The organism is Desertibacillus haloalkaliphilus (assembly GCF_019039105.1).
GTDB lineage: Bacteria > Bacillota > Bacilli > Bacillales > KJ1-10-99 > Desertibacillus > Desertibacillus haloalkaliphilus.
In genome coordinates, this window is sequence record NZ_JAHPIV010000580.1 from 1 (window position 1) to 332 (window position 332).

1 pseudogene is annotated in these 332 nt (G+C 65.7%); it reads left to right on the forward strand.

Annotated elements, in window-relative coordinates:
• Positions 1-332: pseudogene (locus KH400_RS23360) on the forward strand (hypothetical protein); the annotation flags it as partial.

Genomic DNA, 332 nt, shown 5'->3' on the forward strand with positions numbered 1-332 from the left:
CCAGCGGGCACCCAGGGGGGGGGGGGAGGGAGCCGGCGCCCACCGAGAGCGACACGAGCCGCGGCGGCGGCAGCGGCAGAGGGGGAGAAGAGACAGGGCGGAAAGGGAACAGAGGCCGAAAGAGGAGCGAAGAGACGGGCGCGCGCGGAAGAGAAGGCAGGGGGAACAGAGACGGGGGGGGCAAGGGCGCCGAGGGGGGGAGGGAGGGGAGAAAGGGGGAGAAGAAGGGAAGGAAGAGAAAGAGGAGAGAGGGGGGGGGAGAGAGGGGAGGGAGAGAAAAAGAAGGAAGAGAGAAGAAAAAGAAAAAAAAGAGAGGGAAAGAAGGGGGAGAG